The organism is Ichthyenterobacterium magnum (assembly GCF_003610635.1).
In the GTDB taxonomy this organism is placed as follows: Bacteria; Bacteroidota; Bacteroidia; order Flavobacteriales; family Flavobacteriaceae; genus Ichthyenterobacterium; species Ichthyenterobacterium magnum.
The window spans coordinates 1,050,649-1,065,403 of record NZ_RAQJ01000001.1 but is presented as its reverse complement, the minus strand read 5'-3'; the positions used below and the strand labels follow the sequence as shown (position 1 = coordinate 1,065,403).

At 31.4% G+C, this 14,755-nt stretch carries 13 protein-coding genes; 5 read left to right on the top strand and 8 right to left on the bottom strand.

Annotated elements, in window-relative coordinates; genetic code table 11:
* Nucleotides 1-14: 14 nt before the first annotated feature.
* The gene (locus BXY80_RS05035; protein ID WP_120200104.1) at nt 15-1,208 is read left to right on the top strand and encodes a multidrug transporter; all 1,194 of its coding nucleotides are present in this window, start codon (nt 15-17) and stop codon (nt 1,206-1,208) included.
* Nucleotides 1,209-1,278: 70 nt separating this feature from the next.
* Here BXY80_RS05035 and BXY80_RS05030 read toward each other — a convergent pair whose 3' ends face one another.
* Complete coding sequence (locus BXY80_RS05030; protein ID WP_120200103.1) at nt 1,279-1,638, bottom strand: toxin-antitoxin system YwqK family antitoxin; 360 nt, start codon at nt 1,636-1,638, stop codon at nt 1,279-1,281.
* Between the two features lie 493 nt (nt 1,639-2,131).
* On the opposite strand from BXY80_RS05030, the gene BXY80_RS05025 reads away from it, so the two are divergent.
* Nucleotides 2,132-2,785, top strand: coding sequence for an HD domain-containing protein (locus BXY80_RS05025; protein WP_120200102.1), 654 nt, complete (start codon nt 2,132-2,134; stop codon nt 2,783-2,785).
* Between the two features lie 502 nt (nt 2,786-3,287).
* On the opposite strand, the gene BXY80_RS05020 is transcribed toward BXY80_RS05025, so the two are convergent.
* Both BXY80_RS05020 and BXY80_RS05015 read right to left on the bottom strand, forming a co-directional pair.
* Nucleotides 3,288-4,058 carry a hypothetical protein gene (locus BXY80_RS05020; RefSeq protein ID WP_120200101.1) on the bottom strand — a complete coding sequence of 257 codons (771 nt, stop codon included), beginning with the start codon at nt 4,056-4,058 and terminating at the stop codon, nt 3,288-3,290.
* 87 nt (nt 4,059-4,145) lie between these two features.
* On the bottom strand, nt 4,146-5,219 hold the full coding sequence (locus tag BXY80_RS05015) for a PA0069 family radical SAM protein (protein ID WP_120200100.1): 1,074 nt from the start codon (nt 5,217-5,219) through the stop codon (nt 4,146-4,148).
* Between the two features lie 366 nt (nt 5,220-5,585).
* On the opposite strand from BXY80_RS05015, the gene BXY80_RS05010 reads away from it, so the two are divergent.
* Nucleotides 5,586-6,614, top strand: a complete 1,029-nt coding sequence (locus BXY80_RS05010) for a serine hydrolase domain-containing protein (protein WP_120200099.1) — start codon at nt 5,586-5,588, stop codon at nt 6,612-6,614.
* A 35-nt stretch (nt 6,615-6,649) separates the two neighbouring features.
* Here the strand turns inward: BXY80_RS05010 and BXY80_RS05005 are convergent, their stop codons facing one another.
* From BXY80_RS05005 to BXY80_RS04985, 5 genes are all read right to left on the bottom strand, one after another.
* The gene (locus BXY80_RS05005) at nt 6,650-7,432 is read right to left on the bottom strand and encodes an enoyl-CoA hydratase/isomerase family protein (RefSeq protein WP_120200098.1); all 783 of its coding nucleotides are present in this window, start codon (nt 7,430-7,432) and stop codon (nt 6,650-6,652) included.
* A 132-nt stretch (nt 7,433-7,564) separates the two neighbouring features.
* Entirely contained in the window at nt 7,565-9,019 is a 1,455-nt protein-coding gene (locus tag BXY80_RS05000) for a sensor histidine kinase (protein ID WP_120200097.1), read from the bottom strand.
* Nucleotides 9,020-9,160: 141 nt separating this feature from the next.
* Entirely contained in the window at nt 9,161-9,709 is a 549-nt protein-coding gene (locus BXY80_RS04995) for a CopD family protein (protein WP_120200096.1), read from the bottom strand.
* Nucleotides 9,710-9,713: 4 nt separating this feature from the next.
* On the bottom strand, nt 9,714-10,742 hold the full coding sequence (hemH, locus tag BXY80_RS04990; RefSeq protein WP_120200095.1) for a ferrochelatase: 1,029 nt from the start codon (nt 10,740-10,742) through the stop codon (nt 9,714-9,716).
* A 9-nt stretch (nt 10,743-10,751) separates the two neighbouring features.
* Complete coding sequence (locus BXY80_RS04985; RefSeq protein WP_120200094.1) at nt 10,752-11,633, bottom strand: helix-turn-helix transcriptional regulator; 882 nt, start codon at nt 11,631-11,633, stop codon at nt 10,752-10,754.
* A gap of 208 nt (nt 11,634-11,841) precedes the next feature.
* On the opposite strand from BXY80_RS04985, the gene hemA reads away from it, so the two are divergent.
* Both hemA and hemC read left to right on the top strand, forming a co-directional pair.
* Nucleotides 11,842-13,101, top strand: coding sequence for a glutamyl-tRNA reductase (gene hemA / locus BXY80_RS04980; protein ID WP_120200093.1), 1,260 nt, complete (start codon nt 11,842-11,844; stop codon nt 13,099-13,101).
* A complete protein-coding gene (gene hemC, locus BXY80_RS04975; RefSeq protein WP_120200092.1) occupies nt 13,094-14,671 on the top strand; it encodes a hydroxymethylbilane synthase in 1,578 nt (525 codons plus the stop codon). Before hemA ends, hemC begins: the two co-directional genes overlap by 8 nt.
* Nucleotides 14,672-14,755: the final 84 nt, after the last annotated feature.

Below are 14,755 nucleotides of genomic sequence, written 5' to 3'. Positions count from 1 at the left end.
TAAAAATCAAAACAATGAAAACTAATTTATTCTTAGCTTTTACAATAGTAGCTTTACTATTTAGCTCATGTACAACAGATGATACTGCAGACATTATTATTAATGACAACAGTGTAACCAATAATGGAAATGGAAACAACAACCCTGATATAGAGTTTTTATCAGGAACTTATACTACAGATTTAACTTTAGATGCTAACACAGAGTATGTTTTAAACGGCTCATTAATAATGGCAACTGGAACAACATTAACCATTCCTGCAGGAATGACTATCGAAGCTTTAGCAGCTGGCTCTAATGTTTATATTGCTATTTCTCAAGGTGCTAAAATTATTGCTAATGGTACTGCTGATAACCCTATTATTTTAACGTCTAATGCTTCAGATCCCGCTGCTGGTGATTGGGGTGGATTAATTATTTTAGGAAAAGCGCCTATTAATTCGGTTTCTGGTTCTGCAACCTCAACTTCAGAAATTGCAAGTTTACCTTATGGCGGAACAGATGCTAATGATGATTCAGGAATTATACGTTATGTACGTGTTGATTATTCGGGTGGTGCTGCCGATGGACAGTCTGAAAACAATGGTTTTTCATTTTATGGAGTTGGCAATGAAACTATCGTAGAATATATTCAAGCATTTGAAGGTAAAGATGATGGTGTTGAGTTTTTTGGAGGAACGGTTAATGTAAATTTCGTTTCAGTTGTAAATGCTCAAGACGACTCTATCGATTGGACTGAAGGTTACTCAGGAACAATTACAAATGCATATGTAAAACATGGTGCTGAGCATGACAAAGGTGTTGAAGCTGATGGTTACAATACAGATATAGGAAACAATTCATCACCATTATTTTGGTCTAAACCAACCGTAAATAACTTAACAATTATTGGTAATGGATCTGCAACTGGTAACGAAGCTATACGTTTACGCGCAGGCACACAAGGTATTTTCTCTAATGTATATATTGAAGGCTTTGAAGAAGGTTTCGACTTAGATGGTGATGCTGGAGCAACCAGTAATAACCCAACAGGAACTGGTGTTTTAAATGGTGATTTAAGCGTTACAGATGTTACTTTTGTTGATGTTATAACAAAAATGAAAAACGATACAGGAGACACATTCACCGAGGAAGACTTTATTTCTGGTGATGGGAATGCAACAGCTACAGACTATACAACTTGGGGAGCAAACTGGACTATATTATAATAAAAACTTTTTTTAAACAAAAAAGCATCCTAAGTTTTAGGATGCTTTTTTATTAGTTAAATCTATAAAACTAATTGCGTTGTGCCACAGCTGAACTATCAGTCCAATTATTAATACTCACAATCGTATTATTTGTATAATCTACTTCTTTTAAAGTCTTATCATTCCAATAAAACCACTTGCCGACTTTTTTCCCATTATCATAATTCGCAGAAACTACTTTATTCCCATCAGTATTAAAACTCAACCATTCACCTTGTAACTTACCATCTAAAGTATAAGCACCTGTTTGGCTTACAACTCCATTGTCGTGATAATAAGTAACATCAATTAAATTGGTGTCATTGTTAAGTTTTAATTCTCTCTCTTGCTGAGCAAAAGAAACCACACTGATTAATAAAGCAAATAAAAACAACATGTTTTTCTTCATAATTATGGGTTTTAAAATTACTTAATATATCAAAGATAAAAATTCAATAACATTTAAGCAACATTTACTTAACATTAAATTTACATTACAACTATAACCCATTAACAATTAGCTATTTAATTGATGTATAAAAACTTAATAATTAGTTAATATTAGGGTTACATTAATATAAAGCATCATGCATAAATTTGTTACTGTTTTATAAAACATATTAGTTTCGTATAATCTATTAGTTTTTGTCGACTATTTATCATGAATTCTAATGACTGCCTCTGGCCAAGGCAGTTTTTTTGTATCTAAAATTTAATAGTTAGGAAACATTAAGTTAACATTAGAGTTGGTTATTTGCAGCGACAAAAACTAATACTATTAATGAAACTTAAGATTACAATTACTGCACTTGTATTATTTGCATTTTCTATAATTAACGCACACACTTTAGATTTATATTCAAATCCCTTCTGCTTTTAGAAGGAGTTTTTAATTTTAGCTTATGAATAATGATGTTATTATACAGAAAACAAAAGCATTTGTAAAACAAGCTTTAAAAAATGCAGAAGGCGGACATGATTGGTTTCACGTACAAAGGGTTTTTAACAACGCATTGCTTATCTCTAAATCTGAAAATGTTGATGTGTTTATAGTATCTTTAGGAGCCTTGTTACATGATATTGCTGATAGTAAGTTTCATGATGGAGATGAAACCGTTGGTCCAAATGTAGCTCGAGAGTTTTTATTCAATCTAAATGTAGACTCATTAACTATTGAGCATGTTGTTAATATCATAAAAAACATTTCATTTAAAGGCGGTAATGAAGTGCAAAATTTTAAATCTCCAGAGTTAGATATTATTCAAGATGCTGATCGATTGGACGCTATTGGCGCTATTGGTATAGCACGTTGCTTTAACTATGGAGGCTTTAAAAACCGAAAGCTTTTTGATCCTTCTGTTTCTCCAAATCTAAAAATGAACAAAGAGGAATACAAAGCATCAACAGCTCCAACAATTAATCATTTTTATGAAAAATTATTGTTACTCAAAGATAGAATGAATACAGCGTCTGGAAGAAAAATTGCCTTAGAAAGACACAAATACATGGAGCAATTTCTTGAACAATTTTATGCTGAGTGGGATGGCGAAAAATAAAAAAGGCTTCATTTAAATGAAAACCTATCTTTAGATGACTTATGTGTATAATATTCTAATTTTTTTGATTTCTTGTTGTATAAATACTCTATTTTTTAAAAAAAATCTTTTCCACTTATAAAGGCTTCAGTAATTACACCACAGTACTTATCTACTTCAAAATCATTACTTTTAATTAGGTTTATATTACTATCGTAATGCTCAATATAATATCCTTTTTATAACGTCGTTCCGTCCTATAAAGACACCTCCATTACCATCTTCTGTAGAGAACGCTAGACTAGTGAATTTTTGTTTGTCTTTAAACACTTCAGTCATTTTAACTTCAACAGGAATATCTGCTTCTCCATCTTGTGCATAAATAACAAAATAATTAATACTAGTACTGATTTTTTCATCTTTAAGAATTTGAACCTATACAACAATAATCTTGCGTAATAAATTAGAATTGAAGGTAAAAAAAATGCCTCATAAATGAGGCATTTTTTAAAATTAAAAGAATTTAATTGATTGGTCTATACGTGTATGTTATTGCATAAACGCTAGTTTCATTACCTTCTACTTCATCATAATTTACACCTGTAACTGTAGCTGATGTTGGATAATTATCTGAGTTATATACAAAATCTGCAGTAACATCAGAAAGTAAATTACCATTTAAGTCTCTGTAGTTAATTTTTGTAATATTATTTAAAGGAAAAAGCATTCTTGCTTGAACAATATCTGCAACGCCATTCATACCAAAATTTAAATCAACATTATCCATTACATGAATTGCTCCTGCTGCTTGTAATGTATAAAAATATGGGTTTGGCTTAGCATCATAAATAATTTCTGCTCTATACTCAGTAGTTACTTCGCTATTAGATTGCCAATCATATTCTGTTTCGTAAAACTTTAAATTTTGAGGGTTTCCATTATTATCATAATTAATAACTTCTCCTGTTTCAAAAGCATCATAGGGAGACTCATACAATTCTTCTACACTCATAGTTTCTCCACCATCTGTTACATTAGAAAGTTGATTGTTTTCATATACAAAAAGGCTTGTTTCTGTTCCGTCTGTAATACTACTCACTCTATCATTATCATCATAATTAATAGTGATTGTTGTGTCTTCTTCATTGTCTTGGGCAGATACAATAGTGATTGTTTTTATATACCTAGCAACTGCATCTGGATTTGCATCCATAAATTCATTAGATGTTGAATCATCACAACTTGTAGCTGCAATTAAGATTAAACATAAGATTGATAAAAATTTAAGTTTCATAAATAATTTGAGATTTAAGTTAATTTTCAATTTGCTAAAGTAAAAAAAATCAGCATTTTAAAAAGAAAAATCTTACATATTTACTAACTAAAATAATTTTAATTGTCCATCTTTATACGTTTTGTGTAATGAGGTATTCAACTTAACCATAGTTTTGTTTTTAAAGTATTTTAATTTAGCGAGCTTTACCAAATCATTAATCTGTTTTGCAATTTCGCCTTCGCCTCGCATACGTTTACCAAAACGGCTTTCGTTTAGTGTTCCTCCATGGCAATTTTCTATTTGGTGCAATACTTTTTCTGCTCTATCTGGAAGTGCTTTTTTAATCCAATCGGTAAAAATCTCACCAATAGCTCCATTTAATCTCACAATGGTATGACCAATACTTAATGCGCCAGCTTCTGATACTGCTTTGGCTAATGGCAAAATTTCATGACTGTTTATTGACGGAATTATAGGCGCCAACATGACATTTACAGGAATATCATTTTTACTTAAAACCTCCACTGTTTTTAATCGCTTTTTAATTGTTGCTGTTCTTGGTTCTAAAATTTGTCTAGTTTTTTCTGATAACGATGTTATTGAAATATTAACTGCCACTAAATTATCTTTTGCTAACTCTTTTAAAATATCTAAGTCACGAAGTATTAAGGCGTTTTTTGTTATTATACCTACTGGATGTTTATACTTTAAAAACACATTTAAGCAATCTCTAGTTATTTTAAATTGTTTTTCAGCTGGTTGATAGCAATCTGTATTACCAGACATAACTATTGTATGTGCTTGCCATGATTTCTTTTTAAGCAATTGCTCTAATAATTTTGGAGCCTCTTTTTTTACTAGAATTTTTCGTTCAAAATCTAATCCAGCACTATAACCCCAAAACTCATGACTATTGCGCGCATAGCAATAAATACAACCGTGTTCACAGCCTTGGTACATGTTCATAGAATACATCATACCAACATCTGGACTCGTCACTTTATTGACTATGGTTTTTGGAAAAACAGAAAGATACTGTGTTTTGTTTTTATCTGGTTCTTCGCCTTCTATATGGCAAAATTCTAGAAAATCGTCTCGCTGTTCGTGACTTAACTCGAAGAAACGATTGTGTACATTAAGTTGTGCACCTCGTCCTTTTATAATAGACTTAGGGTTCATAATACTAAAAAATAAAGAGTGAATACTTGTGTAAGTAGCTCTTTAAAATTAGATATTATTTTAAGGCAAAACTGTTAAAAGAATTTTAGGTTATTAACAAACTCGATAAATCGAGATTTAATTTTAAAAACAGTGTCTTTTTAAACTTGACTTTATGAAATAAAAAGGCGAACTTCGTTTACGACCTGATATAAATAATTTAAGAAGATTTTTATCAGGTCGTTGTGTGCAATTTGAGTAAACTATTAAAATCATATTACATTCTGTCTCTAATATTAAACGATTCAGAGATTAAAAATTCCAATTCTTAAAATATAAAAAGACTTTTGCAAGTGTTATATCTATACATAATAAGCAAGTATCATAATGAATAAACGAAAACCCATAATACTTAAAGTAATTTTACTTGTTGGAACAATAACCTCATTGTTCTTTGTTCCATGGCTATTGGTAAAAGCTTGGATGCTTCCTCTTCCCGGTACGGTTCAGGAACAATTAGATGAAGCCATTGGTCATGGATTTGATGGGATAGTTGTTTATGTAGACCAAGCAAACATGCCACCTCAGTTTTTTGCTTCTGGTTGGCACAATAAAGAATCTAAGATACTCGCTAAACCAGATGCACTATTTAAAATTGCCAGTATTAGTAAATTGTATGATGCTGTAGCTGTTACCAAACTAGTTAGTGATGGAAAGCTTTCATTAAATAAAACAATAACTGATTATTTACCAGAACTTGAAGGAAGAATTGAAAACGCTGAAAAAATAACCTTGAAGTTATTGATACAACATAGAAGTGGTATTCCAAATTTTACAAATGCTCCAAATTTTTGGGCAAACCCAACGGAAACTTATGAAGAAAGTCTTGCATTGATTATTGATAAACCAGCCAATTTTGAACCTGGAGAAGACTATGAGTATTGTAATACGAATTACCTCCTAATCAACAAGATAATGGATGATGTTTTAGGCTATAGTAATTTTCAATTCATTCAAGAAGAAGTTCTTATTCCATTAAATCTTAACAATACTTTCAGCTCGTTAAGCGAAGTAAATATAGACAACGTAATGAGTGGTTATCATGTTGGATACCCTAATGATTTAAAGGAAGATGAACGTGGCATCATTGCTACTGCAGAAGACGTTGGTACATTCTTAAGAGCTTTGAATGACGGCTCGTTATTTGAACAGGGAGAAAAGGAGATATATGCTTCTATATATGAATATGAACATTCTGGTTGGGTTCCAGGATATCAGAGTTTTGCCAAATACTACAAAGACCTTGATACTGTAGTTGTGCAATTCTACAGTACAACTGATGCTAAACTGTACAATTGGAACTTGTCAGAAATTATAAATAAAAGAATTAGAAATATAATCAGAAATAAAAGCTAATCAGTCACTAACTAACATTATTAATTCAAGCCATTTTATTCGCCAGGAAAGTCAGCCTTACGTTTTTCTAAAAAGGCTGTTGTACCTTCAGTAAAATCTTTGGTTCCAAAGCATTTTCCAAATTGTTTAACTTCGGTTTTATAGCCATTTACACCATCTTTATAATTAGCATTAATAGCTTTTATGGCACTTTTAATTGCTACAGATGAGTTTCGCATAATTTTACTTGCAATCTTTTCGGCTAGTGGTAATAATTCCTCTTGACTTACTACATGATTTACTAAACCATAATCTTTGGCGGTTTGTGCATCAATCATTCCTGCCGTCATAACCATTTCCATAGCACGTCCTTTACCTACTAATTGAGGCAAACGTTGTGTGCCTCCATAACCAGGAATAACACCTAAAGACACTTCTGGTAATCCCATTTTTGCATTATCACTGGCTACTCTAAAGTGACATGCCATTGCCAACTCTAAACCACCACCAAGTGCAAAGCCATTAACAGCGGCAATAACTGGAGTTGCTAAATTTTCGACAAAATCAAATAATAATTCTTGCCCATTAGCAGCTAATTTGCGTCCTTCTTCAACATCAAAATCTGCAAATTCACTTATATCTGCACCAGCAACAAAAGCTTTTTCTCCGCTTCCTGTTACTAGTATAACTTTGGTGTTTTTGTCTTTGTTTGCAGCATCTAATGCATCATGCAATTCTTGAATGGTCTCAATATTTAATGCATTTAATTTTTTAGGTCTGTTAATCGTTATTGTTGTAAGTCCGTTTTGAGTATTAGACAGAATGTTTTCGTAATTCATAAAAACGTGGTTTTTATTCCCACAAAAGTGGGAAACTAATTATTATATGTGTTAAAGCACTTTAGAACAGTGTTATTCTTAAACTATGCTATTCCCTTATTTATTAAGAGATTCCTGCCTACGCAAGGAATTCTATTCTTTAGGGAAAGTAACTGTAAATAGTGTGCCTTCGCCTTCTTGAGATGTAAAGGTAATACTTCCTTTATAAGTTTCCACAATATTTTTTACCATGGCTAAGCCTAATCCCATTCCGCTAGTTTTTGTTGTAAATTTAGGCTCAAACACTTTTAATTTATTGTCTTCAGAAATGCCTATTCCGTTATCATAAACTGTGATGTTTACATTATTATTCTTTGCTGAGACATTAACTTCAATTTTAGGGTTTGTGGCTTCTTTGGGAATGGCTTGAATTCCGTTTTTCACTAAATTAGTTACTACTCTAATGAGTTGTGTTCGATCAAAATTTGCGAGTATTTCTTTTTCTTCAGAATTGAATGTAATATAACCTTCACTAAAAATGTCGAGTCCTAGTTTTACAATATTAACAACATTTAAAGTTTCTTTTTGTTGCGCTGGCATTTTTGCGAAATTTGAAAAAGCCGATGCAATAGAACTCATAGTATCTATTTGCTGAATGAGGGTTTTACTGTACTCATCTACTTTTTGGTGAATGTTATCATCACTAGGATCAAACTTTCTTTGAAAACTCTGTACACTCAATCGCATTGGTGTTAATGGGTTTTTAATCTCATGGGCTACTTGTTTTGCCATTTCACGCCATGCTTGCTCTCGTTCGCTTGTTGCTAATTGCACTGCACTTGCTTCTAGCTCATCTATCATACTATTATATGAGTTTACTAAAGCGTATATCTCGCCACTTGATGACTCTATATCAATCTTTTTATTTCGTTTTTCAAGGCGTGTTTCGTTCATTTTATCACTAATTGTTTTTAGTGATTTTGTTATGTATTTAGATATAAAATAAGCAAAAACAATGGCTGCAAAAATCATTGCTAAATACGCAAAACCTAATCGTACCAAAAATTCTTTTAATTCTTTATTTAAAAAATCATCATTTTCTAAATACGGTAAGTTTAAGATTGCTAATGGCTTAAATTTTTGGTCTGTAATATATGTGTATGATGACTGTGAACTCTCTTTATTTTCAATATTACTACTTACATATCGATGCTCGGCTGTATTTAAAATTGCATTTAAAATCTCTGCATCTAAGCATTTTGAAAGTGTATCTACCTCTATACTTACTTTTGAGGATTTTAATAAACTACCTTCTAAGTCATAAAAATTAATAGGAAGTTTATGAATTGAAGCCATTTCATAAATTTTATCCTTAAAAATAAGAGGAATATTTTCAGTAGTTACGGGATAGGTTGTTTCGCGAAGTACATAATTAATCTGCTCTTTAATGTTTTCTTCTTTACGTTCTAATCGTTCTCTATGATAGTCTCTTGCCTCTTCGTTATATTGATAAACTGTAACTCCTGCGATTAGCACTGATGCAATTAAAACTAATAAAATCATTGCAATAAAAATGCGGACTCTTAAAGACAGGGTTTTTAATTTCATGTGAATTTTATCATTTTTTTAGGCAACATGTAGCATTCATATAATCATTCTTTCAAGTATCTAACTAATGGTTACGAATGTTTCTTGCAATGTTATAACGCTTTTATATTTGACTAAATATAACAATAATCACACCAACAATTATGCTTCAGGGTTTTTAGACCTAATATTTTTATAAAGCTTAAAACCTAACATTAAAAGCACGCCTAAAACAATAATGCCAATTACTCCAAAAATCCAATTAATACTGCTTTTTAAAATGACTAAAAACACAACAGCAAATAAAATAAATGTTGCGCCTTCGTTCCAGATACGCATAAAGCTTGATGTTTTATTTACCACATTTTTTTGAAGTTGTTTATAAAACTGATGTGTTTTTAAATGATATAAAATAAGTAATACTACAAAAGCTAGTTTTACATGCATCCATGGTTGTTGTAACCAAATAGGCTGTAAAATAAGTAACCATATAGCAAAACCTGTTGCTAAAATAGCTGACGGCCATGTAATAATTGTCCATAACCGTTTAGCCATTAATTTTAGTTGTTTTCCTAAAATTTCTTTTTCTGGAGATGGCTTATGAAAAGCTTCTATTTGATATACAAACAATCTAGGTATGTAAAATAATCCAGCAAACCATGTGATAACAAAAATGAGGTGTAACGCTTTTATATAATTGTAATATTCCATAAAATTATACTATAACAGATTGTTTACTCCACGCATTTATCCAATTAGAAAGTAAGTTTACAAAAGGTTTATCATCATTTAAACATGGGATTGTGTGAAAGTTATTTCCTCCCATTTCGTGGAAAATTTCTTGGCCTTCCATTGCAATTTCTTCTAGGGTTTCTAAACAATCACTTACAAAAGCTGGTGTTACAATAGCCATGTTTTTTACACCTTCTTTTCCTAAACGTTCAATTGTTCTGTCTGTATATGGCAACAACCATGGATCAAAACCTAAACGAGATTGAAAGGACGTTGAGAAACTTCCTTTCTTCAGCCCCAATCGTTCACTAACAAGTCTTGTAACCTCTAAACACTGATGTCTATAACAAAACTTGTGTGCTTTAGATGGTGTTTCGCAACAACTACCATCAATTTTACAATGTGATTTTGTAACATCGCTTTTTCTTATATGTCGTTCTGGTACACCATGATATGAAAACAATAAATGATCGTAAGGCTTATCTTTTAGGCTTTCAGAAATAGAATGACTTAGCACTTCAATATAATCTGGTTTGTTATAAAATGCTGGAACAGATTCAATTTTTAAATTAGGAAAACTTTCCTGACGAATTTCTTCTGCTAAAACAGTTATCGTTTCTGTTGTTGCCATTGCAAACTGCGGATATAAAGGAAAAAGTAAAACCTCATCTACGCCTTTATCTACTAATTCTTGCAACCCCTTTTTAATCGTCATACTACCATAACGCATTGCTAAAGCTACAGGAACTTCTACTTGTTTTTGAATGCTTTTTTTAAGCCTTTCAGAAATAACAATTAACGGAGAACCTTCTTTCCACCATATTTTTTTATATGCAGCAGCCGATTGCTTTGGGCGTGTATTTAAAATGATTCCTTTTACTAAGGCTGTTCTTGCTACTAACGGAATATCAATAACACGTTCGTCCATTAAAAATTCACCTAAATATTTTTTTACATCTTTAGGGCTTGGGCTATCTGGAGAACCAAGGTTTACAAGTAAAATTCCTTTCATCTAATTTAATTAAGTCAATGACATTAAATATTTTTTAGGCGTTGTGCCATACTTCTTTTTAAATGCTGCAATAAAATGGCTAGATGTGCTATAACCCACTTTTAATCCAACTTCATTTACATTATGCTCACCAGATTCTAAAAGTTTTCTGGCTACTTCCATTTTATAATCAAACAAAAAACTATATACGGAGTCACCATAAATTTGCTTAAAACCTTCTTTAAGCTTCTTTAAGCTTAAATCAATCTCTTCTGCTAATGCTTTAAGGCTTGGTGGTTCAGCCATTCTTGATATAATAATATCTTTCGCTTTTCTAATTTTTATAACATTTGTTTCGTCAACTAGAAAAGGACATTGTTCGATATCTGCATCTTCACTTCTATTAAAGTATAAACTTAAAAGCTCGTATGCTTTTCCTTTAAAGTATAAATCCTTAATGGTTTGGTTTAGGTTATAATTAATAAGTTGATTTAAAACAATTGCCATAGATGGCGACACTTTTCCATCTTTATAATATTTTTTATCCTTATTATCTTCACTCAAAAACGTAATATAATCTGCTTCTTGAGAAAATAAGCCATGAAATTTTTTAATAGAAATAACAACACTTACAATCCAAGAGTTTGGATGAACATCTAAATGAATAGGCAGATCTCGTTGTGGGTTGTAGAGTAAAAGTGAATTTTCTTCTATAACATCTAGTGTATAACGACCATTATTAAAATTAAATCTGCTAGACCCTTTTACACAAAAATGAAATTGTATAAAACTACTATCTATATCACGTTCAACATTTTGCATTGTCGAATTATCATTTTGATAGGTTAACACAAAAACACCATCATCAACTTTCACTTCATTAAAAGAACTTACAGCGATACTTTTATCCATTGAAATTTCAAAAGTTTAAAGCTTCTTATTTAGATTCATTCTAAACAAATCATCGAAAAAGCATTGATTTCACTACAAAAGTATGACATTTATCATATTATTTAAAATAAAACGTTTAAAAACCCAGAAACGATACTTAAAGTTCTTTTAGCGTTGTTTTTTTTAACTTCACATTTATATTTTTGTTTTTGTTAATTCCAAATCAGGTATGGAGCATTACGTTAAATCTAAAGGAACGACCTTTTATGCTATTGGCTTAAGTTATAAAAAAGCCGATGCAAAAATTCGTGGTCACTTTAGTTTAGATGACACAGCAAAACAAAAACTAATAGAGCAAGCAACTGCTGAAGGCATAGAGAGCATTTTAATAACTTCTACTTGCAACAGAACAGAAATTTACGGTTTTGCTCAACACCCATTTCAACTTATAAAGTTATTATGCGATAATACTGTTGGTACTGTGGAAGAGTTTCAAAAAGTAGCTTATGTTTACAAAAACAGAGAAGCTATTTCTCATATGTTTAAAGTTGGTTCGGGTCTTGATAGCCAAATTTTAGGTGATTTCGAAATTATAAGTCAATTAAAAGTAAGTGCAAGAGCATCAAAAAAAGCAGGTTTATTAAACCCATTTATTGAGCGTCTTGTAAATGCTGTTATTCAAGCTAGCAAACGTATAAAAACCGAAACCGAAATTTCTTCAGGTGCTACTTCAGTATCATTTGCATCAGTTCAATATATATTAAAGCATGTTGAAAGTGTTTCAAATAAAAACATCTTGCTTTTTGGAACAGGTAAAATTGGTAGAAACACTTGCGAAAACTTGGTGAAACACACCAAAAATGAACATATTACTTTAATTAACAGAACAAAAGATAAGGCTGAAAAAATTGCCGGAAAGTTTAATCTTGTTGTTAAAGACTATTCAAACTTACAAGAAGAAATAAATGCTTCAGATATTTTAATTGTTGCTACTGGAGCTCAAAACCCAACAGTAGATAAGCATCTTATTCAAAATAAAAAACCGCTGTTAATTTTAGATTTATCAATTCCTAAAAATGTACACGAGAATGTCTCAGAATTAAGTCAGACAACACTAGTGCATTTAGATGATTTATCTCAAATAACTGATGAGACTTTAGAAAAAAGAAAATTGCATATTCCTTTAGCACAAGCAATTATTAAAGACGTAAATCAAGAGTTTAATGAGTGGTTAGAAACCAGAAAGTTTGCACCTACAATTAAAGCCTTAAAACATAAACTTTTAAATTTTGCCTCAACCGAATTAGAAACGCAGCGTAAGAAAAATGCTGATTTTAATGAGAAACAAGCAGAATTAATAAGCAATAATATTGTTCAAAAAATTACAAATCATTTTGCACACCATCTTAAAGATGATGACATCTCAACTGATGACAGCTTAGAACTTATAAAGAAAGTATTTCAGTTAGAACCCTCAACACATGTCTAAAATAATTAGAATTGGAACTCGTGATAGTGAATTAGCACTATGGCAGGCCAAAATAGTACAAAGTCAATTAGAACATTTAGGCCATAAAACGGTTTTAGTTCCAGTAAAATCAACAGGAGATTTGGTTTTAGATAAACCACTTTACGAACTTGGGATTACAGGTATTTTTACCAGAACATTAGACATTGCTATGTTAAATAACGACATAGATATTGCAGTACATTCTTTAAAAGATGTGCCAACTGTTTTACCAAAAGGAATCGTGCAAGCCGCTGTTTTAAAACGCGGAAATGTTAGAGATACTTTAGTCTTTAAAAAGAATGAAGAGTTTTTGTCTCAAAGAGAAGCCATTATTGCCACAGGAAGCTTAAGACGACGAGCACAATGGCTAAATAGATATCCAACACACACAACAGAAGATTTAAGAGGTAATGTTAATACACGACTTCAAAAATTAGAGGATAATGAGCATTGGAATGGTGCTATTTTCGCCGCTGCTGGTTTAGGTCGTTTAGACTTAAGACCTGAAGATGCAATTAATTTAGATTGGATGATTCCTGCTCCAGCACAAGGCGCAATAATGATTGCTGCTTTAGATCAAGACGAAGATATTAAAGCAATTTGTGCAGAGATTAATGATAGTGATACAGAAATTTGCACGAGTATAGAGCGTAAATTCTTAAACCTATTAGAAGGCGGTTGCACAGCTCCAATTGGTGCTATTGCCTATATTAAGGACGAGCAAGTTACATTTCAAGGTGTGCTTTTAAGTGAAGATGGAAGTAAAAAAATAGAAGTAAATCGCGTTGAAAAACTTGGTGAACATCACAATATTGCTAAATATGCTTCAGACTATATAATTGAACGTGGCGGAAAACGTTTAATGGATGATTTAAAGCGTTCAAGTAAGCAAACAAATATCTATTCTACAAAGTCATTAACAGAAACGCAGCGTCAATTGTTTAATGATGATATTGCAGCAAAAAGCAATGACTCTATTAAAATAAGTTTAAATAGAATTAAACCGCAAGTTGTAAAATCACCAATTCAAAATGTAATTATTACAAGTAAAAATGGTGTTGAAGCTTTATTGCATAATTTTTCAGCAAATGAATTACAATTTAAAAACATATACTGTGTTGGAAGGCGAACCAAGCGTCTTATTGAAAATAGAATTGGGAGTGTTAAGCATTCTGAAAAAAATGCTAAAAAATTAGCTGAATATTTGGTTGAGTATATTGACGGAACTGAAGTCACTTATTTTAGTAGTGACATTCGTTTAGATGATTTACCAACAATACTTAATACCAACAATATAAAAGTAAACGAAATTGAAGCTTACCAAACAAAGTTTGATGCTTTAAAAGTTGAAGACAGTATTGAAGGTATTATGTTTTATAGCCCATCAACAGTACAAAGCTTTATATCAAAAAACAAAGCAAATGGTATTGCTTTCTGTATTGGAGAAACTACAGCTAATGAAGCAAAAAAACATTTTAAAGATGTTAGAGTTGCAAAAGTCCCAACAGTAGAAAGTGTTATAGAATTAGTGAATTTGCACTACGTTTGATTGCTGTTTGCCTTTTGCTTTTAGCTCTTGGCAACACTTTTACTGATAAAAAAGGCTAAAGGTAAATAGCCAACTGCTAGATAA

Coding starts and splice junctions, on each gene's coding strand:
- BXY80_RS05035 (WP_120200104.1), top strand. CDS start 15: ATGAAAACTAATTTATTCTTAGCTTTTACAATAGTAGCTTTACTATTT.
- BXY80_RS05030 (WP_120200103.1), bottom strand. CDS start 1,638: ATGAAGAAAAACATGTTGTTTTTATTTGCTTTATTAATCAGTGTGGTT.
- BXY80_RS05025 (WP_120200102.1), top strand. CDS start 2,132: ATGAATAATGATGTTATTATACAGAAAACAAAAGCATTTGTAAAACAA.
- BXY80_RS05020 (WP_120200101.1), bottom strand. CDS start 4,058: ATGAAACTTAAATTTTTATCAATCTTATGTTTAATCTTAATTGCAGCT.
- BXY80_RS05015 (WP_120200100.1), bottom strand. CDS start 5,219: ATGAACCCTAAGTCTATTATAAAAGGACGAGGTGCACAACTTAATGTA.
- BXY80_RS05010 (WP_120200099.1), top strand. CDS start 5,586: ATGAATAAACGAAAACCCATAATACTTAAAGTAATTTTACTTGTTGGA.
- BXY80_RS05005 (WP_120200098.1), bottom strand. CDS start 7,432: ATGAATTACGAAAACATTCTGTCTAATACTCAAAACGGACTTACAACA.
- BXY80_RS05000 (WP_120200097.1), bottom strand. CDS start 9,019: ATGAAATTAAAAACCCTGTCTTTAAGAGTCCGCATTTTTATTGCAATG.
- BXY80_RS04995 (WP_120200096.1), bottom strand. CDS start 9,709: ATGGAATATTACAATTATATAAAAGCGTTACACCTCATTTTTGTTATC.
- hemH (WP_120200095.1), bottom strand. CDS start 10,742: ATGAAAGGAATTTTACTTGTAAACCTTGGTTCTCCAGATAGCCCAAGC.
- BXY80_RS04985 (WP_120200094.1), bottom strand. CDS start 11,633: ATGGATAAAAGTATCGCTGTAAGTTCTTTTAATGAAGTGAAAGTTGAT.
- hemA (WP_120200093.1), top strand. CDS start 11,842: ATGGAGCATTACGTTAAATCTAAAGGAACGACCTTTTATGCTATTGGC.
- hemC (WP_120200092.1), top strand. CDS start 13,094: ATGTCTAAAATAATTAGAATTGGAACTCGTGATAGTGAATTAGCACTA.